Origin of the sequence: Corynebacterium sp. MSK008 (assembly GCF_030232585.1) — a bacterium.
Classification (GTDB): domain Bacteria; phylum Actinomycetota; class Actinomycetes; order Mycobacteriales; family Mycobacteriaceae; genus Corynebacterium.
This window is the reverse complement of record NZ_JASPJX010000007.1, coordinates 78,585-97,102: the sequence shown is the minus strand read 5'-3', so window position 1 is coordinate 97,102 and position 18,518 is coordinate 78,585. Positions and strand designations below refer to the sequence as shown.

19 protein-coding genes and 1 pseudogene are annotated in these 18,518 nt (G+C 66.1%); 6 read left to right on the top strand and 14 right to left on the bottom strand.

The window, feature by feature from the left end; genetic code table 11:
• The first annotated feature begins 115 nt into the window (after positions 1–115).
• From QP996_RS07370 to QP996_RS07360, 3 genes are read left to right on the top strand one after another with little or no spacing between them, the layout of a single operon-like run.
• The gene (locus QP996_RS07370) at positions 116–1,099 is read left to right on the top strand and encodes a polysaccharide deacetylase family protein (protein WP_284871977.1); all 984 of its coding nucleotides are present in this window, start codon (positions 116–118) and stop codon (positions 1,097–1,099) included.
• Positions 1,100–1,116: 17 nt separating this feature from the next.
• Positions 1,117–1,476, top strand: a complete 360-nt coding sequence (locus QP996_RS07365; RefSeq protein WP_284871976.1) for a hypothetical protein — start codon at positions 1,117–1,119, stop codon at positions 1,474–1,476.
• Between the two features lie 3 nt (positions 1,477–1,479).
• Positions 1,480–2,316, top strand: coding sequence for a hypothetical protein (locus tag QP996_RS07360; protein ID WP_284871975.1), 837 nt, complete (start codon positions 1,480–1,482; stop codon positions 2,314–2,316).
• Here the strand turns inward: QP996_RS07360 and metK are convergent.
• The 11 genes from metK to pyrR form a co-directional block, all read right to left on the bottom strand.
• A complete protein-coding gene (metK, locus tag QP996_RS07355; protein WP_284871974.1) occupies positions 2,313–3,530 on the bottom strand; it encodes a methionine adenosyltransferase in 1,218 nt (405 codons plus the stop codon). The genes QP996_RS07360 and metK overlap by 4 nt on opposite strands.
• Before the next feature lie 141 nt (positions 3,531–3,671).
• Positions 3,672–4,907, bottom strand: a complete 1,236-nt coding sequence (coaBC, locus tag QP996_RS07350; RefSeq protein ID WP_284871973.1) for a bifunctional phosphopantothenoylcysteine decarboxylase/phosphopantothenate--cysteine ligase CoaBC — start codon at positions 4,905–4,907, stop codon at positions 3,672–3,674.
• Between the two features lie 88 nt (positions 4,908–4,995).
• Complete coding sequence (gene rpoZ / locus QP996_RS07345; RefSeq protein WP_502870156.1) at positions 4,996–5,313, bottom strand: DNA-directed RNA polymerase subunit omega; 318 nt, start codon at positions 5,311–5,313, stop codon at positions 4,996–4,998.
• A 14-nt stretch (positions 5,314–5,327) separates the two neighbouring features.
• Positions 5,328–5,915, bottom strand: coding sequence for a guanylate kinase (gene gmk / locus QP996_RS07340; protein ID WP_284871972.1), 588 nt, complete (start codon positions 5,913–5,915; stop codon positions 5,328–5,330).
• A gap of 2 nt (positions 5,916–5,917) precedes the next feature.
• Positions 5,918–6,241 (bottom strand): integration host factor, actinobacterial type, encoded by a 324-nt coding sequence (gene mihF, locus QP996_RS07335; RefSeq protein ID WP_284871971.1) that lies wholly within the window; start codon positions 6,239–6,241, stop codon positions 5,918–5,920.
• Positions 6,242–6,464: 223 nt separating this feature from the next.
• Entirely contained in the window at positions 6,465–7,292 is an 828-nt protein-coding gene (gene pyrF, locus QP996_RS07330; protein ID WP_284871970.1) for an orotidine-5'-phosphate decarboxylase, read from the bottom strand.
• On the bottom strand, positions 7,292–10,648 hold the full coding sequence (carB, locus tag QP996_RS07325) for a carbamoyl-phosphate synthase large subunit (protein ID WP_284871969.1): 3,357 nt from the start codon (positions 10,646–10,648) through the stop codon (positions 7,292–7,294). The genes pyrF and carB overlap by 1 nt, the downstream gene beginning before the upstream one ends.
• A gap of 23 nt (positions 10,649–10,671) precedes the next feature.
• Positions 10,672–11,151 (bottom strand): carbamoyl-phosphate synthase domain-containing protein, encoded by a 480-nt coding sequence (locus QP996_RS07320; RefSeq protein WP_284871968.1) that lies wholly within the window; start codon positions 11,149–11,151, stop codon positions 10,672–10,674.
• A gap of 3 nt (positions 11,152–11,154) precedes the next feature.
• On the bottom strand, positions 11,155–12,438 hold the full coding sequence (locus tag QP996_RS07315; RefSeq protein ID WP_284871967.1) for a dihydroorotase: 1,284 nt from the start codon (positions 12,436–12,438) through the stop codon (positions 11,155–11,157).
• Complete coding sequence (locus tag QP996_RS07310; protein WP_284871966.1) at positions 12,435–13,385, bottom strand: aspartate carbamoyltransferase catalytic subunit; 951 nt, start codon at positions 13,383–13,385, stop codon at positions 12,435–12,437. Before QP996_RS07310 ends, QP996_RS07315 begins: the two co-directional genes overlap by 4 nt.
• Positions 13,386–13,946, bottom strand: coding sequence for a bifunctional pyr operon transcriptional regulator/uracil phosphoribosyltransferase PyrR (gene pyrR / locus QP996_RS07305; protein ID WP_284871965.1), 561 nt, complete (start codon positions 13,944–13,946; stop codon positions 13,386–13,388).
• A gap of 130 nt (positions 13,947–14,076) precedes the next feature.
• Here pyrR and QP996_RS07300 point away from each other — a divergent pair, with 130 nt between their 5' ends.
• The 3 genes from QP996_RS07300 to QP996_RS07290 are packed head-to-tail and all read left to right on the top strand — an operon-like array spanning position 14,077 to position 16,363.
• Entirely contained in the window at positions 14,077–15,408 is a 1,332-nt protein-coding gene (locus QP996_RS07300; protein WP_284871964.1) for a TIGR01777 family oxidoreductase, read from the top strand.
• Positions 15,405–15,887, top strand: a complete 483-nt coding sequence (locus tag QP996_RS07295; protein ID WP_284871963.1) for a YbjN domain-containing protein — start codon at positions 15,405–15,407, stop codon at positions 15,885–15,887. The genes QP996_RS07300 and QP996_RS07295 overlap by 4 nt, the downstream gene beginning before the upstream one ends.
• Positions 15,887–16,363 carry a YbjN domain-containing protein gene (locus QP996_RS07290; RefSeq protein WP_284871962.1) on the top strand — a complete coding sequence of 159 codons (477 nt, stop codon included), beginning with the start codon at positions 15,887–15,889 and terminating at the stop codon, positions 16,361–16,363. Before QP996_RS07295 ends, QP996_RS07290 begins: the two co-directional genes overlap by 1 nt.
• On the opposite strand, the gene QP996_RS07285 is transcribed toward QP996_RS07290, so the two are convergent.
• The 3 genes and pseudogenes from QP996_RS07285 to efp all read right to left on the bottom strand — a co-directional run bounded on the left by QP996_RS07285 (position 16,360) and on the right by efp (position 18,505).
• On the bottom strand, positions 16,360–17,202 hold the full coding sequence (locus tag QP996_RS07285; protein WP_284871961.1) for a PPK2 family polyphosphate kinase: 843 nt from the start codon (positions 17,200–17,202) through the stop codon (positions 16,360–16,362). The genes QP996_RS07290 and QP996_RS07285 overlap by 4 nt on opposite strands.
• 233 nt (positions 17,203–17,435) lie before the next feature.
• Positions 17,436–17,942: pseudogene (gene nusB, locus QP996_RS07280) on the bottom strand (transcription antitermination factor NusB); the annotation flags it as partial.
• A complete protein-coding gene (gene efp / locus QP996_RS07275; RefSeq protein WP_284871959.1) occupies positions 17,942–18,505 on the bottom strand; it encodes an elongation factor P in 564 nt (187 codons plus the stop codon). The gene efp and the pseudogene nusB, both read right to left, overlap by 1 nt.
• Between the last annotated feature and the right edge of the window lie 13 nt (positions 18,506–18,518).

Sequence of the window (18,518 nt, the reverse complement as noted above, 5' to 3'; positions counted from 1 at the left end):
TAAACCACCACCCGACACGGCCGGTGAGCGCAATCGCCCGTTGCGGAGCGGTATGGAGTACTAATAAGACTGCAAAGTTTTACTCTCACGCGCGTTTGAAAGATCCCGCCGCCCCATGAAACGCCTGCTCGCAGCAGTCACCTCCGCTGCCCTCTTCGCCGCCGCAGCGCTCACGCCGACCCCCGCCTCCGCAGATGTGTCCAAAGTGACGCAGCTCGCCTTGCCGCAAGGCAGGCAGATCATCGCCGGGCAAGACTTCGGCCCCATCCTCGTGCAGCTAGCGGGTTTGCCTATCGACGGAAGCTCCGCCTTCATCACCGGCTCCTCCGACAGCGCACGCAGCGCCGTGGAGGACGGCTGGCGCCGCGCCTTCGACGGCCTTCCCGCCCAGGTGAAGCAGGCCGTGCCGCCGCACCTGCGCCCGCTAGAACCGGCGAAACCTGCCGACGTCATCGTCGCACCCGCACAAGAGCCGTCGCCCTCGCCGGTGCCGCCCAAGTGCTACAACTGCGTGGCTATCACCTACGACGACGGCCCGGTCCCCGGCAGCACCGAGCGCCTGTTGGACATTCTCAAGCGCAAGGGCGTGCACGCCACCTTCTTCGTGGTAGGCGGCAACGCGAATGCCTACCCGCAGATCCTGCGGCGGATCCGCGACGAGGGCCACACCATCGGCAACCACTCCTTTTCCCACCCGGACCTGGCCCGACAGTCCGACGGCACCATCGCCGCCCAGCTGGACGACACGGACGCCGCGCTGCAGAAGCAGGTCGGCATCGACCCGCACTGGATGCGCCCGCCCTACGGGTCCCACGACTCGCGCGTGGCGTCCGCCGCCGGTTCACGCGGCATGGCGCTGGCCGTGTGGGATGTGGATACCGCCGACTGGCAGCACCGCACCCCCGCCACCACCTGCAAGCGCGCGGTGGACGGCGCGCGCGAGGGCTCGATCATCCTCATGCACGACATCCACGAGCCCACCGTCGACGCGGCGGAGTGCGTGATCGACGGCCTGCGAGCCAAGGGCCTGAACCCGGTCGGCCTGGACGAGATGATTAAGCGCCCTGAGGCGGGTCACGTCTACACGCGCGCGGATTAGTTCCTATACTCCTGCCCGTGACTGAACAGCAGGACAACGACGCCCGCAAAGGATGGGTCAAAGCCATCCCCTATGCCATGTTCGCTGCCTACGCCTTCGGGCCGTTGATGCTCATCCCGTTGGTGCGCAACCCGTGGGTGATGGTCGGGTTCATCTTCGGGGTGGCCATCATCGCCGGGCTTATCGACGGCATCGCTTTCCGCCGCAATTGGTCCCTGCCACTGCTGACAGGGGTAGGTTTCTGGATTGCCAAGGCCTTGTACTTCAACGACGGCACGTTCATATATGCCATCGGTGTGACGCTTGCCTGCGCGGCGGCGATGTGGGTGGGGTCGTTGGCGAGCGGCAGCTCGTCGAGAAGCAGTGCGGAGGCCTAGCCGATGGAAACCTGGAGCCTGAACCACCCCGAATACGGATTGATCGAGGTCCGCGTCGGTTTTGACCGCGACTTCGCGGCCGAGGATCCCAGCTGGCCCGGCGACGAGACGGACAAACCGGGCACCCTGGCGACAGCGGAGAGTTCGTTCAAAGAGCGGATCAAGCTGTGGTCGAATAACCCCGCCGAGCGCATGGAGGTGCTCGTCGGCGGCGAGGTGCAGCACCGCTACAACGACGTCGCAAGCGCCCGGCTGCCGCTGTTCGGCGACGGCCCGGCAGGCGGGCTGGAAACGCCGACGGGGCTAGGTACCGACCGCAAGAAGCCGCACCTGAAGATACAGGTCAGCAGCTTGGATGAGCTGCTCAACGTGGAGTTTCGCGAAGGCGACACGGTGGTGGAGTTCGACCCTCCCGCCGGCTCCCGCGGCGCGCGACGGCGCGAAACCATGGAGTCCAGCGAGCTCAAGCGCACCCTCATCCCCATGGCGGAAGGACTCGGCAAGGGCGGCTGGGCGCTCGCGGTGCTTGTGCTCGGCCCGATCATCTCCCGGTTCATCAGTTGGCTGCTGGGGTTCCTCCCCGACTGGGATCTGCCTGACCTTCCGGACATCCAGCTGCCGCACATGGACCTGCCGGTGCCGTCGCTGCCTGATTTCAACCTGCCGGTGCCCGACATCGACTTGCCGGAGCTCCCCGAGGTTCCCGAGTGGGTGCTGTGGCTGCTCGAGTACTCGAAGATTTGGGTGCCGGTCATCATCGGCATCGTCATCGGCGTGGTCGCGCTGCGTAACCACCGTCGTTCCGAGCGGGAGAAAGCCGCCTGGCAGGAGACGGACTAGGCGCCTGCGGCGGCCTTGAGGTCGTCGACCTTGTCGGTGCGTTCCCACGGCACGTCGATGTCCGTGCGGCCGAAGTGGCCGTACGCGGCGGTCTGCGCGTAGATCGGGCGCTTGAGGTCCAGCTCGCGGATGATTGCCTCCGGGCGCAGGTCGAAGACCTTCTCCACCGCCTGCTGGATGCTCTCGTCCGTCTGGCCCTCAGTCGCGGTGCCGAACGTCTCCACGTACAGCCCCACCGGGTTCGCACGTCCGATGGCGTAGGCCACCTGCACCTCGACGCGCTCCGCCAGGCCCGCGGCGACGATGTTCTTGGCCACCCAGCGCATCGCGTACGCACCGGAGCGGTCCACCTTTGAGGGGTCCTTGCCGGAAAACGCGCCGCCGCCGTGGCGGGCCATGCCGCCGTAGGTGTCCACGATGATCTTGCGGCCAGTCAGGCCGGCGTCGCTCATGGGGCCGCCCTGGATGAAGGACCCCGACGGGTTGACCAGCACCTTGGTGTCCTCACGGTAGTAGCGCTCCAGATCCGCGTACTTGAGCACCCAGTTGATCACGTGCTCGCGCAGCGCCGCCTCCAGCGCCTCGCCGGTGAAGTCCGGGTCGTGCTGGGTGGAGATGACGATCGTGTCGATAAACGCCGGGGTCTGCCCGTCGTAGGCGAAGGTCACCTGGGTCTTGCCGTCCGGGCGCAGCCCGTCCACGATGCCTTCGTGGCGCACCTGGGACAGGCGGCGCGCCAGGTGGTGGGCGGTGGAGATCGGCAGCGGCATGTACTCCGGTGTCTCGTTGGTGGCGTAGCCGAACATCAGGCCCTGGTCGCCCGCACCCGTCTGGTCGTCTGCGCCAGTGGAGGTGTTCTCACGGACCTCCTGGGAGGTCACCACGGAATCGTGGATTTCCGCGGACTGGTCGCCGATGGCGATGTTCACGCCGCAGCTGCGCCCGTCGAAGCCGACCTCGGACGAGTCGAAGCCAATCTCCACCAGCTTCTCGCGCACGATCCTCGCGATGTTGGAATAGGCGGAGGTCCGCACCTCTCCCGCCACGTGCACCTGACCGGTCGTGGCGAGGGTCTCCACGGCCACCTTCGCGTCCGGGTCCTGGGCGAGCATGTCGTCCAGGATCGTGTCCGAGATCGCGTCGCAGATCTTGTCGGGGTGGCCCTCGGTGACCGATTCGCTTGTGAACAAGCGGAAGTACGTATCAGTGGACAAAGCAGTCTTTCCTTTACATTTGGGCGGACGGGTTGCGTTCCGGCGCACCTGCTGGGCGGCTCAGCTGTCTACGGGCTGAAACGGGAACGGCGCGTCGTTAAGCCATACCCACGATAGACCAAGCTGTCTAAATGTGCAATGTCACTGCGAGAGGCGCTCAATGGCGTCCCAGATCCGCGCCGCAACCTCGTGTTTGGTGCCGTCCGGGATCTCCTCCTCGCGACCGTCGGCGCTGAGCAGCCAGCCCCGGTTGCGCGCCTGTCCAAAGACGCCGCCGCCCGCCACGGAGTTGAGCATGAGCATGTCCGCGCCCTTGCGCTTGAGCTTCGCGCGGCCGTTTTCCAGCTCGTTGTCCGTCTCCGCGGCGAAGCCGATGATGGTCGCCGCGGTCTGACCCGCCTCGCGCATCTGCACCAGGCCCTTGAGGATGTCCGGGTTCTCCGTGAGGCGGATCGTGGACAACGCGTCGTCCGCCTGGCCCTTCTTCAGCTTCGTGTCCGCTTCTGCTTCTGGACGGAAATCTGCCACCGCGGCCGCCATAATCACCACGTCAGCGTCCGGCGCGCGATCCGCCATCGCCTGCTGCATCTCGCGGGTGGAGCCGACCTTGATCACCTCCGCGCCCGACGGCGGCTGAAGCTCGTCGGTCGCCCCCGCCACGATGGTCACCTTCGCTCCACGCTGCGCGGCGATGTCGCCGAGCGCGTAGCCCTGTTTGCCGGAAGACCTGTTGCCGATGTAGCGCACCGGGTCAATGTTTTCCTGGGTGCCTCCGGCGCTAATCAGCACGCGCTTGCCCGCGAGCGTCGGGGCGAATGCGTTCGTGCGCAGCACGGTGCGGGCGAGCTGGGCGATCACGTCCGGCTCCGGCAAACGCCCGGGACCGGTGTCCTTGCCGGTGAGCCGTCCATGCGCGGGCTCGAGCACCGTAATCCCCCGCTCGCGCAGTGTAGCGACGTTCGCCTGCGTGGCCGGGTTGAGCCACATCTCCGTGTGCATTGCGGGTGCCAGCACCACCGGGCACGTGGCGACGAGAATAGTGGATGTGAGCAGGTCGTCGGCCCGTCCCGCGGCCACCCGTGCCATCAGGTCCGCGGTGGCAGGCGCCACGACGATTAAGTCCGCCTCCTGCCCCACCCGCACGTGCTGCACCTCGTCCACGCGGGTGAACACGCCGGTGTCCACCGGGTTGCCACTGAGCGCCTCAAAGGTGGCGGCACCGACAAAGTTCAGCGCGTTCTCGGTCGGGATGACGCGCACCTCGTCGCCCGACTCCTTGAAGTTGCGGACCAGGTGGCACGCCTTGTACGCGGCGATCCCGCCGGAGACTCCAACGACAACACGCAGCGGCTGGGACGGGTCTTGGGCTTCACTCATGAGGCCCAAGCATACAAAACCAGCATAAAAAACCGCCGCCGCCCAGCAGCGTTGCTGGGCGGCGGTGGTTGCTTAGGCGAAAGGGGCCTTACTGGCCTTCCTCGTGCTCGAGCAGGCCTGCCTCGATCTCGCGCAGAGCGATGGACAACGGCTTCTCGCCCGGCTCCGGGGAGACCAGCGGACCAACAAACTCGAAGACGCCGTCCTCGGAGTTCTGGTAGAAGCTGTTGATCTGGCGGGCACGCTTCGCTGCGAAGATGACGAGCGCGTACTTCGACGACACCTTCGTCAAAAGCTCGTCGATCGGGGGCGCCGTAATGCCCTCCGGAGTGTCGTAGACGGTCTCCTGCTGGGTGGTTTCCTCAGCAGCAGAGGTCTCGGACAGATCCTTAGTTGTGTTGCTCACGTGTAACCCACTCGCTAACTGTTGTTGGAAGATGTGCCTTGAAGAATGCCGGCGATGGTCGCCACCGCCGCATCCACGTCGTCGTTGACCACCACGGTGTCGAACTCGCCCTGAGCGTCGAGCTCCTCACGGGCGGTGGTGAGCCTGCGCTCAATCACCTCGGGAGTCTCGGTGCCGCGCCCGGTGAGGCGCTGCACGAGCACGTCCCACGACGGCGGTGCCAAAAACACGGTCTGTGCTTCCGGCAGCAGGCGCTTGATGTTGCGCGCGCCCGCCAGGTCAACCTCGATGAGGACGGGGCGGCCGGCTCCCATTGCCTCCTGCACCGGACCGGCGGGGGTGCCGGACCGCTGCAGGCCTCCGTGGATGTCGGCCCACTCCAGCATCTCTCCGCGGTCGATTCGGCCCTGGAAGTGCTCGGGGGTGACGAAGAAGTAGTCCTTGCCGTCTACCTCACCCGGGCGCGGTGCGCGGGTGGTCATGGAGACGGAGAAGTACAAATCCGGTACGGCGCCGCGAAGGCCGCTCACCACCGTCGACTTTCCCACCGCAGACGGGCCGGCCAGAACGACCAGCTGCCCGCGGGGAGCCACCTCGGACACGTTTAGTTCTCTTCGTAGCCGAAGCGCTCGAGCAGCGCGCGACGCTGACGCTCGCCGAGGCCGCGCAGACGACGGGTCTGAGCGATCTCCAGCTCCTCCATGATCTCGCGTGCCTTGACCTTGCCCACCTTCGGCATAGCCTCGAGGAGTGCGGAGACCTTGGTCTTGCCGATGATCTCGTCGGTGTCGGCCTTGTCCAGGACGTCCTTCAGCGTGGTCTCGCCGCGCTTGAGGGATGCCTTCAGCTCAGCGCGAGCCTTGCGGGCCTCTGCTGCCTTCTCAAGTGCTGCCTTGCGCTGCTCATCGGTCAACTGTGGAAGTGCCACGGGTTCCTCCATGTGATAGTTACGAACATTTATCCAGTCCGACATGTGCCGGATCCGGGGCTCACTCCGCCGAATGTCATCGGTGCAATTCGCCACGTTCGGCACAGTCTAACACTGCTTTTTTCTGCAACGGTGCCGCGGAGTGCGTTTTTCACCGCATTTCTCCACGTCACCGTGCGACGGAATTAAACTACCAGGGTTTTTGCTAGGCGGTAAATAGACCCTAGCCTTTTGCCTGTTTCCCCAGGTCAGATACTCGTTTTCGCAGCTCAGCGACATCCGGGCCAGCGGACAACACCGAGCGGGAAACACTTGGGAAAACGAGGTGCCCAACTTCACCCGCAATAGCCTCGGCATCGGCCATCGTCGCGCCCTGAGCGCCGACCCCGGGCATCAACACTGGCGCGTTGAGCCGGTCCAGCACTGGCGGAGTCTGCACAGTCGCGCCGACGACCACGCCCACGTGCCCGATGTATTCAGGATCGTCGGCACGGTTGTATTCCGCGCACTCGTCCACCATCCGCTGCGAGAGCATCTTGCCGTCGATCGTGCCGGTCTGCAGCGCCACCGCCTCCGGGTTGGAGTTGGCGGCCATGACAAACACGCCTTTGCCGTGCTGGGCTGCTAGCTCAATCGCCGGGTCAAGCGAGCCGACGCCGAGGTACGGGGTCACAGTCAGCGCGTCCGCCTCCAGCGGAGCACCCGGCGCCAGCCAGGCCGCAGCGTAGCCCGCCATCGTGGACCCGATGTCGCCGCGCTTCGCATCCGCGATGACCAGGGTGCCGCTTGCACGCAGCTGCGCGAGCGTGTCCTCGAGCACCGCGAAACCGGCAGAGCCGAAGCGCTCGAAAAACGCCACCTGCGGCTTGACTACCGCGGCGTGGCCCGCGAAGGCCTCCACGCAGGTTTCGGCAAACGCGCGCAAGCCCTCGACGGTGTCTTCCAATCCCCACTGCTCAAGCAGCGCGGCGTGCGGGTCGATGCCCACGCACAGACGGCCGTACTCCCGCCCGGCCTCAACGAGGCGCTGGCTGAAGGTTTGCGCGGCCATTACTTCGCCTCCGTCTTGCCGTGCTCGAGCTCCTGCAGGCTGGTCACGGAGAACTCCTTGGCGCGGGTCGCCTCGATACCCTGCACGGCCGCGGTGACGCCCTGCACGGTGGTCATGATCGCCACGTCGGCGATGACGGCCGCCGCGCGGATGTCGTAGCCGTCGTGGCGCGCGCCCGCGGAGCCCGCCGGGGTGTTGAGCACCAGGTCGATCTCACCGTCGAGGATACGGTCGACGATGGACTTGCCCTCGGCGCCCTCACGGACCTGGGAGCCCTTGAGCACGACCTCGCACTCGATGCCGTTGCGGCGCAGCATCTGGGCGGTGCCTTCCGTCGCCAGCACCTTGAAGCCCATGGTGGACAAGCGCTGGATTGGGAAGATCAGGGTGCGCTTGTCGCGGTTGGCCAGCGATACAAACACGGTGCCCTCGGTGGGCAGTTCGCCGAACGCCGCGGCCTCCGCCTTCGCGTAGGCCACGCCGAACGACGGCGCCAGGCCCATGACCTCGCCGGTGGACTTCATCTCCGGGCCGAGGATGGTGTCCAGCAGCGCGCCGTCCGGGCGGCGGAAGCGGGTAAACGGCAGCACCGCCTCCTTCACCGCGATCGGGTGCTCCAGCGGCAGCGAGCCGCCGTCGTAGTCGGACGGGATCAGGCCTTCGGAACGAAGCTGGGCAATGGAGGAACCCATCATGATGCGCGCGGCCGCCTTGGCCAGGTGCACGCCGGTGGCCTTGGACACGAACGGCACGGTGCGCGATGCGCGCGGGTTGGCCTCGATGACGTAGAGGATGTCGTCCTTGAGCGCGAACTGCACGTTCATCAGGCCTTGCACGCCGATGCCGTGCGCCAGCGCCGCAGCGGAACGGCGGACGTTGGCGATGTCGTCCGGGCCCAGCGTCATCGGCGGCAGCGCGCAGGCGGAGTCGCCGGAGTGGATGCCTGCTTCCTCGATGTGCTCCATCACGCCGCCGAGGTAGACGTCCGTGCCGTCGCAGAGCACGTCGACGTCGATCTCGATGGCGTTGTCCAGGAAGCGGTCCACCAGCACCGGGTGGTCCGGGGACAGCTCGGTGGCGCGATCGATGTAGTCGCGCAGGTTGTCCTCGTCGTAGACGATCTCCATGCCGCGCCCGCCCAGCACGTAGGAGGGGCGCACCAGCACCGGGTAGCCGATGCGGTCCGCCACCTCGCGCGCGCCCTCGAAGGTGGTGGCGGTGCCGAATGCCGGCGCCGGCAGGTTCGCGGCGTCGAGCACCTTGCCAAATTCGCCGCGGTCCTCCGCCAAGTCGATGGCCTTGGGCGAGGTGCCCACCACGGGCACGCCGGCGTCTTCAAGCTGCTGCGCAAGCCCCAGCGGAGTCTGGCCGCCCAGCTGCACGATCACGCCTGCGACGGTGCCGGTGGCGGCTTCGGCGCGGTAGATCTCCATGACGTCCTCGAACGTCAGCGGCTCGAAGTACAGGCGGTCCGCGGTGTCGTAGTCAGTGGAGACGGTCTCCGGGTTGCAGTTGACCATCACCGTCTCGTAGCCCACGCGCGACAGCTCGAGTGCTGCGTGGACACAGGAGTAGTCGAACTCGATGCCCTGGCCGATGCGGTTCGGGCCGGAGCCGAGGATGATGACCTTTTCCTTCTCGCTGCCGCCCGAAGATGCAACCACCTCAGACTCCGCGTTCGGGTCCAGCTCGTAGGCGGAGTACAGGTACGGCACCTTCGCGTCGAACTGGCCGGAGCAGGTGTCCACCGTCTTGAACGTCGGGGTGATCCCCAGCGACCAGCGCAGCTGGCGCACACCGGACTCCCCCGCCAGCTCCGGGCGCAGCGCGGCGATCTGGGCGTCGGACAGGCCGAACGCCTTCGCCTCGCGCAGCAGATCGGCGTCGAGCACCGGGGCGTCGACAAGCTGCTGCCTGAAGTCGATGAGTGCGACGAGCTCCTCCAGGAACCACGGGTCGATGCCCGAGGCCTCGTAGACCTCGTCGACGCTGGCGCCGAGGCGCAGGGCGAGCTCCACGTCGTAGAGGCGCTTGTCGGTGGGCACCTTCAGGTCTTCGAGCACAGCGGCGACGTCCGTGGCGCGCTCGCCGGCGAAGTACTCGTCCGGCTTGGTCCAAAAGCCGTTCGGCTTATCCTCCATCGAGCGCATGACCTTGTTCAGGCCCTGGATGTAGTTGCGGCCGATGCCCATTGCCTCGCCCACAGCCTTCATGGACGTGCCCAGGGTCTCGTCGGAGCCGGGGAACTTCTCAAAGGCAAAGCGCGGCATCTTCACAATGACGTAGTCCAAAGACGGCTCCGCCAGTGCGGTGGTCTCGCCGCCGGTCATGTCGTTGGGGATCTCGTCGAGCGTGTAGCCGATGGCCAGCAGCGTGGCCACCTTCGCAATCGGGTAGCCGGTGGCCTTGGATGCCAGCGCCGAGGAACGCGACACGCGCGGGTTCATCTCGATGGTGATCAGACGGCCGTCTTTGGGGTTGATGGCGAACTGGATGTTGCAGCCGCCGGTTTTCACGCCGACCTCGCGAATGATGGCCTTGCCCTGCTCGATCATGGTAGTGACCTCGGGCTCGGTCATGGTCAGCACCGGTGCCACCGTGACGGAATCGCCGGTGTGCACGCCCATCGCGTCCACGTTCTCAATAGTGGCGACGGCGATGCAGTTATCCGCGGAGTCGCGGATAAGCTCCAGCTCGATTTCCTTCCAGCCCAGGATGGATTCCTCGATCAGCACGTTCGCCTCGGGTGAGGCCACCAGGCCGTCGCCGGCGATGCGGTGCAGGTCATCCATGTCGTAGGCAAGGCCGGAGCCCAAGCCGCCCATGGTGAACGAGGGGCGCACCACGCACGGGAAGCCCATCTCCGCGACGGTCTCCTCCACCTCTTCCATGGTGTAGCACACGCGCGAGCGGGCGGATTCGCCGCCGATCTTGTCCACGATGTCCTTGAACTTCTGGCGGTCCTCGCCGCGCTCGATGGCCTCGATGTCGGCGCCGATAAGCTCCACGCCGTGCTTGTCCAAAATGCCGAGGCGGCCCAGCTTGATCGCCGCGTTCAGGGCGGTCTGGCCGCCGAGGGTGGGCAAAATCGCGTCCACCGGGTGGCCCTGCTCGGCCTCGCGGGCGAGGATGCGGTCGATGTATTCGGGCTCAATCGGTTCCACGTAGGTGTGGTCCGCGAACTCCGGGTCGGTCATGATCGTCGCCGGGTTCGAGTTCACCAGCGTCACCCGCAGGCCCTCGTTTTTGAGCACGCGGCACGCCTGGGTGCCGGAGTAATCGAACTCGCAGGCCTGGCCGATCACGATCGGGCCGGATCCGATGACCAGGACGTGGTGTAAGTCGTTGCGCTTCATGTCTGTATCTCCTGGTCTTTCTCTTAGGCTTCTTGGCTTTCGACGGTGACCTGGCCCCGCACCGTCTTCCCCTCGCGGGCAGCGTGTGCCAGGTGGCGGACGAGCTTGCGGGTGTCCACACCCCACAGCCCGGTGACACCCTGCGCCTCGAGCTCTTCGGCGAGGGTGCGCTGGGCGTTGTGGTTGGAGGCGATACGCGCGAGGTCACGCACGATCACGGCCTCGGCGTTGATCTTGGTGCTGCCGGATGCCCCCTCGCCGGTCCAGCCGACATTGCCGACCTGAGGGGTGGCAAAGACGAGGATCTGGCCGGCGCGTTCGGCCTCGCACAGCTCGCATTCGTAGCCGAACATGTCGGTGGTGAAGGCGACCTCGCCTGCGATCTCACTCGCGCCATCGGTTGCCGGTGTGGCGCCGAAGATGAAGCCGGGGAAGGCGGAGCCGTCGTCAAGCACGAGCGTTGCGCGTGTGCGCTGGGGTTGTGTAGTGGAGTTTTCAGACATGGTTTACGCCTTCTTCGCGTCGTAGGTTTGGGTGCCGCGCAGCCAGGTGCCAACCACGCGGGCGGAAAATTCGATGCCTTCGTACGGGGTGTTGGACGCCTTGGACGCCATCTGATCGCCGTAGACGGTCCACGGCGATTGCGGGTCCACCAGCACCAGGTTGGCCGGCTCGCCAACAGCGATCGGGCGGCCCTGGTCTTCTAGGCGCAGGATCTCGGCCGGGCGCTCGCTCATGACCTTGGCCACGAAGCGCCAATCCGCATCGCCCGGCTCCACGAAGATGCGGTGGACCACGGCAAGGGAGGTCTCAAGGCCAAGCATGCCGGGCTTGGCGTGCTCGAACTCCACGCACTTGTCTTCGGAGCCGTGCGGGGCGTGGTCGGTGGCGACCACGTCGACGGTGCCGTCGAGAAGCGCCTGCTTTAGTGCCTCGGCGTCGCGGGCCTCGCGCAGCGGCGGGTTCACGCGGAATAGGCCGTCGTAGGTGGCGAGCTTCTCGTCGGTGAGCATGAGATGGTGCGGGGTGACCTCGGCGGTGACGTCGATGCCCTGGTTCTTGGCAAAGCGCAGAAGCTCGACGGTGCCCTCGGTGGATGCGTGGCACAGGTGGTAGCGGCCGCCGTAGTCGCGGGTCATGATCGCGTCGCGCGCCACAATGGACTCCTCCGCCACACGCGGCCAGCCGCGCAGGCCCAGTCGCGCTGCCTGTTCGCCCTCGTGCGCGACGGAGCCTTCGGTCATGCGGTGGTCCTCGGCGTGCTGCGCGAGCACTACGTCGTGCGCCTTGGCGTACTCGATGGCCCGGCGCATCAGCTGCGGGTCGTTGACGCACTTGCCGTCGTCGGAGAACATGCGCACGCCGCTGCGGGACATCAGCCCGATCTCGGTGAGCTGCTCGCCCTTCAGCCCCTGGGAGATGGAGCCGACCGGGTAGACGTCGCACTTGCCGTACTCCTGGCCCTTCGTCCACACCGCCTCAGCGAGGAACGGCTGGTCGATGACCGGGGAGGTGTTGGCCATGGTGAACACGGCGGTAAACCCGCCCTTGGCCGCGGCGTCGGAGCCGGTGGCGATGGTCTCCGTGTCTTCGCGGCCCGGCTCGCGCAAGTGCACGTGCATGTCCACCAGGCCGGGCAGCAAGACGTTGCCGCCGCAGTCCACGACCTCGTCGGCATCGTCGAAGGGGTTCTCCCCGACCGCGTCGATCACGCCGTCGGAGACGTCGATGAGAATGTTGGTCACGTCCTCGCCGTACGGGCGGACGTTGTTCAAAGCGAGCGTGGTCACTTAATGGCTCCTTCCTCGGCGCTGCCCCGCTCGTTAGAGCTGGCCAGCAGGGTAAACAGCACGGCCATGCGGGTGTAGACACCGTTGGAGACCTGGCCCAGCACCACGGCGTTGTCGCGGTCCGCGACATCGAAGTTGATTTCCATGCCGCGCAGCATCGGGCCCGGGTGCATGATCAGCGCTGAGTCCTTCATGCGGTTCGCGCGGTCCTTGCTCAGCCCGTACAGGGTGGCGTACTCGCGGTGCGACGGGAAAAAGCCGCCGTGCATGCGCTCAGCCTGCACGCGCAGCATCATCACCACGTCCGCCTGCTCGACCTCCGCGTCAAAGTCGTGCGACACGCGCGCCGGCCAGTACTGCACGCCGGTGGGCAGAAGCGTCGGCGGGGCCACAAGCACGACCTCGGCGCCGAGGGTGTGCAGCAGGTCCACGTTGGACCGGGCCACGCGGGAGTGCAGGATGTCGCCGACGATGAGCACGGTCTTGCCTGCCACGTCGCCGATGTGCTGGCGCATGGTCACCGCGTCCAAAAGCGCCTGGGTGGGGTGCTGGTGCTGGCCGTCGCCGGCGTTGATGATGCTGGTCTCCGGCAGCCACTTGCGCAACAGCTGCGATGCGCCCGAGGCAGGGTGGCGCATGATGATCGCGTCTGCGCCGATCGCCTCGAGAGTCGCGGCGGTGTCTTTGAGCGACTCGCCCTTCTTCACCGACGACGAGGACGCGGACAGGTTGATCACGTCCGCGCTCATCCATTTGCCCGCGGTCTCAAATGATGACCGGGTGCGGGTGGAGTTTTCGTAGAACAGCGTCATCACCGTGCGCCCGCGCAGGGTGGGCAGCTTCTTTATCTCGCGGCCGTCCAGCGCCTCTCGGAAACGGTCCGCCTCGTCCATCAGGCCAACAATCTCTTCGCGGGTAAGGTCCGCGATGTCGATCAGGTGCTTCATTTACGCCTCCCTAGCCAGCGTGACCCGGTCCTCGGCATCGAGCGGCGTCAGCGACACGGTGACGTCCTCGTCCTTCGAGGTGGGGATGTTCTTGCCCACGTAGTCCGCGCGGATGGGCAGTTCTCGGTGGCCGCGGTCCACCAGCACCGCCAGTTGGATGGCTGCGGGGCGGCCGATGTCGCGCAAGGAATCCAGCGCCGCGCGGATGGTGCGGCCGGAGTACAAAACGTCATCGACCAGGATGACCACTGCCCCGTCAATGTCCACCGGAATGTTGGTGGGCCGCAGGGCGCGGTGGGGGCGGTTGCGCAAGTCGTCGCGGTACAGCGTCACGTCCAGGCTGCCCACGGGGATCGCCACCCCGGAAAATTCTTCAACGGCCTCAGCGATGCGCTGCGCCAGCGGCACTCCCCCGGACGGAATTCCCAGCAGCACAACCTGCGGGCTAGATGCGTCGTCCAACGCCGTTTTTTCAATGATCTGGTGCGCGATGCGTGCAACAGTGCGGCCGACATCTTGAGCGTTCAGCAACTCAACGGTCGACCGTTCGTTCTCACTCATCGAACCTCCTTCCCCGCCTCACAGTGCGGAATTTAAAGGATTTCGAACCGGCCCCGCGTGCCGGGGCCGTGTGTAGTCTTGGGACCGCGTTTCACCTTAGCACCTGCATGTATAAACCGGGAAGGATTCCATGGGCATCCACGCTGAATACACCCTCCCCTTCGACCGCGGCACCGTGTGGCGCTGGCACACCCGCCCAGGCGCAGTAACCCGCCTTACCCCCGGATTCCTGCCGATGCAGGTGGCAAGCGAAGCGGCGTCCATACGCAGCGGCACCACAGTGTTCCGCCTCCCCGCGGGCCAGCAGTGGGTCGCGCGCCACCTCGCCGACGGCTACGTCGCGGGCCACCAGTTCACCGACGTCGCCGCGAACCAGCCGGTGCGCGCGGCCACCGGTTGGCGCCACGTGCACCGCTTCGAGGACGCGGGCGAGGGCACATTGCTTATCGACGACGTCAGCGCCCGCATCCCAGAAGCCGTGCTCCGCCCCGCCTGGGCTTACCGCCAGCGCCAGCTGGTGGAGGACCTGCGGTTCATCGCCTCCCTCCCCGATGCCGCTCCGAAGACGGTGGCCATGACCGGCTCGAGCGGCCTTGTTGGCACCCACCTGCGCGCGCAGCTGACCACCGCCGGCCACACCGTGATCCCGCTGGTGCGAGGCACAGCAGGCCCCGGCGAGCGGCACTGGGACATGAACAATCCCGCACCGGACCTGCTGCGCGGCGTGGACGGGGTGATCCACCTCGCGGGCGAGACCATCATGGGCCGGTTCACCGAGGAAAAGAAGCGCAAAATCCGCGATTCGCGCGTGGAGCCCACCCGCAAACTCGCCCGCCTAGCCGCCGATTCCGGAGTGGAGGTCTTCGTCGGCGCCTCGGCGGTGGGCTATTACGGCACAGATGCAGGCAGCGTGCCGCGCACCGAAGCCGACGGGCCCGGCGAAGGCTTCTTGGCCGAGGTCTGCGAGGAATGGGAAGATGCGGCTCTCGTCGAGGGGTTGCGCAGCGTGCACATCCGCACCGGGCTGGCGCTGTCCAGCGAAGGCGGGCTGTTGCCGGTGCTCAAGGCCAGCGTCAACGCGGGGCTGTCGGCACAGTTCGGGCGCGGGGATTTCTGGATGAGCTGGGTGGCGCTGGACGACCTCACCGATTTCTACGTCCGCGCCCTACTGGACGACACGGTCTCCGGGCCCGTCAACGCCACCGCGCCAGAGCCGGTGACCAACGCCGAAATGTCTGCCACCCTCGCTCGCCTGCTGTGCCGGCCGGACCTGTTTTCCATCCCGACCTTCGGGCCGAAGCTGCTGCTGGGCGAAGAAGGCGCGCACGAGCTCGCGCTGGCGGACCAACGCGTTCTGCCCACCGCGGCCGCCGAGCACGGCTGGCGGCTGCGCTACCCCACACTCGACGCGGCCCTGCGCCACGAGTTGGGCCGCGAGCAGCTGCTAGTCTCGCAGGCGTGACTACAGATCAAACCGAAGAGCCCGTCCAGCCGAGCGAGCACCCCGAACGCAACGTAACCGAGCCGGTCACGCCCGAGTCCGTCGCTGCGATCTTCGAGGAGGAAAACCTCGAGTACCGCATCGAAGACCAGGCAGTGCGCTCCGGCTTCATCAACGCCGCCATCGTGGTCGCCATCGACGGCGACCACCTCGTGTTCGAAGCGCTGTGGCGCGGCGAGTTCCCCCGCGAAATGGCGCCGAAGGTGCTCTACGCGTGCAACGAGCACAACCAATCGCACTTCGCGCCCACCCTGCGCTTCTTTGAGCGGGGCGAGGACCAGCTGGCCATCAGCGCCATCCGCGCGATGCGCATTGCCGAGGGTGCGTCGTTCAACCAGCTCGGCGCGTTCATCGTCAGCTCCATCGACGCCACTTTGCAGGCGTTCGACTTTTTGAAGAACACTTTCCCCACCGTTGTCACCTGGGAGGAACCGCAGTAATGAGCAACGCAACGCTCGTGACCATCGACCGCGTGATCAAGGCTATGGCCGGCCACGACGTGGAGGTCTCCGACGACCCCTCGGGCCGCGCGGGCCACGCCAACGTCGACGGTTACAACCTTCTGTTCGTGCTGCTGGATTCCGTACTCATTGTCCGCGCGGACTCCGTCACCGACTCCCCGGCCGACACTCCGGACGCCACCTTGTACCTGGCGGCGAACCAGGTCAATAGTTCCTACCTGGATGCGCGAGCACTCGTGGTCAACCGCACCGAGAACCTCGTCGTGCGCACCGAGGCTGAGGTCCAGGTTGGCGCGGGTCTTGCAGACGACCAGCTCTCCAATTCACTGAAGGCCGCCGTCGACGGCGTGCTGGCCACCCAGGACGCGATGCGCGCGCTGGTCAGCGAGATCCAGAAGCAGGCCCAAGCCGCGGGCGTCGCCCCGGCCGACGATGAAACTGAGTCCACCGACTAAGAGTTCGCCAAACGCTCCAGCTCAACCTCGGGGTCGAAATCGGCGGCAGGCCACTCGAGGTTGAGCGACTTGAGTGCGTCGAAAAGCAATGCCTTGACCACCGTCCGGCAGTACTTTTTGTTGTCGGAGGGGATGCAGTACCACGGCGCGACCTCGGTGGACGTGCGCGTCATGGCGATCTGGTAGGCGGCCATGAACTGGCTCCACAGCTTGCGGTCGTCGATGTCGCTCGGGTTGTACTTCCAGTGCTTGTCGGCGCGCTCGATGCGCTTTTTCAGGTTCTCCGCCTGGAACTCGCGCGAAATGTGCGGCATCACCTTGATGATCTTCGTGCCGTTTGCCGCGAGCTCGTTTTCAAAGTCCACGATCGCACCGTAGCGGCGCTCGATCTCCTCCGGCGGGGCCATCTGCTTCACGCGCTGCACCAGCACGTCCTCGTAGTGCGAGCGGTCGAACACCGCGATCTGCCCCGGCTTGGGCAGGTGCGGGGTGAAGCGCCACAAGAAATCGTGCGCGGCTTCCTCCTCCGTCGGGCGCCCGAAGCCCTGGACGTGCACGCCCTGCAAGTCCATGGTTGCGCCGATGACGTGGCGGACAATGCCGCCTTTGCCGGCGGTGTCCATGCCTTGCAGCACCAGCAGAATCGAACCGGCGTTGTCGTTGCCGGCACGGCCGTTGGCGAAGAGCATCTCCTGCAGCTCATCCAGGTCGTCGTCGTAGTCGTTGAAGGCGTCGTCCACGTCCGACACCCCCGGTGTAGCGGCCGGATCCACGTCCGCGAGCTGGAAATCGGGGCCAACGAAAAACTGCTTGGCCTCTTCGACGGTAAGTTTCGACATGTCGTTTCCTTTCGGTGGTGTTCGCCCTGAAAGTCGAGCGAAGGAGGTCGAGAATACCGCCCAACGGGCACGTACTCGACCTCCTTCGCTCGACCTTTTCCCGGATCCTAGCCGCGGGGTTCCTCCGCCGCGGGCTCCCCAGCCTCCAAGTCCTCGGTGGACTCGGCGATCTCGCGGGCCGTAGCTGCGTCGGTGTCCTCCGCCTGCTCCAGCACGGGGTCCTCCGAGTGCTCATCGGCGGGGGCACTTTCGTCCTCTACCGGGTACGCGTCTTCCGCCCCCTCGCCGGCAAACGGCGAGTTGGACGCTGCGCGCTGCGCGACACCGTCGAGCACGACGTTGATGTACGGCGCGGCCTGCGCGCCGGAATACTCGGCAGCCATTTCCACGCCCTCGGCGATGGAGACGGGCGCGTCGACCTCGTCGTTGAACAAGATCTCCCACGTGGCGACGCGGAGGATCTGCCGGTCAACGGCAGGCAGGCGGAACAGCTCCCAGTCTTCGGAGAGGTGGCGCTCAATCGCGTCGTCAAGGTCGTCCAACTTTTCCGCTGCGCCCGCGACGATGGTGCGGGTGTAGTCCGCCACCGGTGCGACGGCGTTGAGCGGGTTCTGGGACAGCTGCGCCCGGTCCTCAACGATGGCGACCGGATCGATGTCGCGAGTCTCCGCCTCGAAAAGAATGTCTACTGCCCGGCGGCGCGCACGGTAACGCGCGCCGTGTCGTTTGTAATCGGGCATTAGTTGTTCACGCGAGACAGGTACTCGCCGGTGCGGGTGTCCACCTTGACCACGTTGCCGGTCTCCAGGAACAGCGGCACCTGGATCTCAGCACCGGTCTCCAGGGTTGCCGGCTTGGTGCCGCCGGTGGAGCGGTCGCCCTGCAGGCCCGGCTCGGTCTGCTCAATCTTCAGGTCCACAGAGATCGGCAGCTCCGCGAACAGTGCGTCGCCCTCGTGGAAGGAAACCTGCACGCGCATGTTCTCCAGCAGGAAGCGGGCGGCCTCGCCGAACTTCTCTGCTGGCAGTTCGAACTGCTCGAAGGTCTTGTCGTCCATGACAACGTAGTTGGTGCCGTCGTTGTACAGGTAGGTCATGTCGCGGCGGTCCACGGTCGCGGTCTCCACCTTCACGCCCGCGTTCCAGGTCTTCTCCACGGTCTTGCCCGAAACGACATCCTTGAGCTTGGTGCGCACGAACGCCGGACCCTTACCCGGCTTCACGTGCTGGAATTCGACAATCTGCTGCAGCTTGCCGTCGTTCTTCAGCACCAAGCCGTTCTTGAAATCGGCGGTAGTTGCCATTTTGAGTACCTTC